The organism is Campylobacter sp. 2457A, assembly GCF_020135895.1.
GTDB classification, from domain to species: domain Bacteria; phylum Campylobacterota; class Campylobacteria; order Campylobacterales; family Campylobacteraceae; genus Campylobacter_D; species Campylobacter_D taeniopygiae.
Genome location: NZ_JACHTO010000113.1, coordinates 1 through 322 on the forward strand (window position 1 = coordinate 1; position 322 = coordinate 322).

Consider the following 322-nt stretch of genomic DNA (forward strand, 5'->3'; position numbering starts at 1 on the left):
GAAAAAAGGAATTAAATGGCAAAATCACATAGGTTATGGTGGAGCTTTGTTTGATAATCAGTTTAATCAAGCAAAAGCTAGTGGCTGGAAAGCAAGTAGTGAAAGTATCAATTCTTATGTTGGATCTATAATGGATAGATTAAATAATCTTATAGGACAAACTAGGGTTTGATAAATTTTTAAGATAAATAAACTTATTTATCTTAAATTGAATTATAAATTCTAATTTTTTACCAATTTACACATTATCATTAAATTATATTAAAAAATAAAAAACTTTTAAACTTATCCAAAGTGGAACAAATTTTGCTTGTATTTAATT

The 322-nt window shown here is 23.6% G+C and carries 1 pseudogene; it reads left to right on the plus strand.

Annotation, left to right across the window (positions count from 1 at the left end):
* Positions 1-172: pseudogene (locus H2280_RS08575) on the plus strand (Cj0814 family flagellar-dependent secreted protein); the annotation flags it as partial.
* Positions 173-322 lie beyond the last annotated feature (150 nt).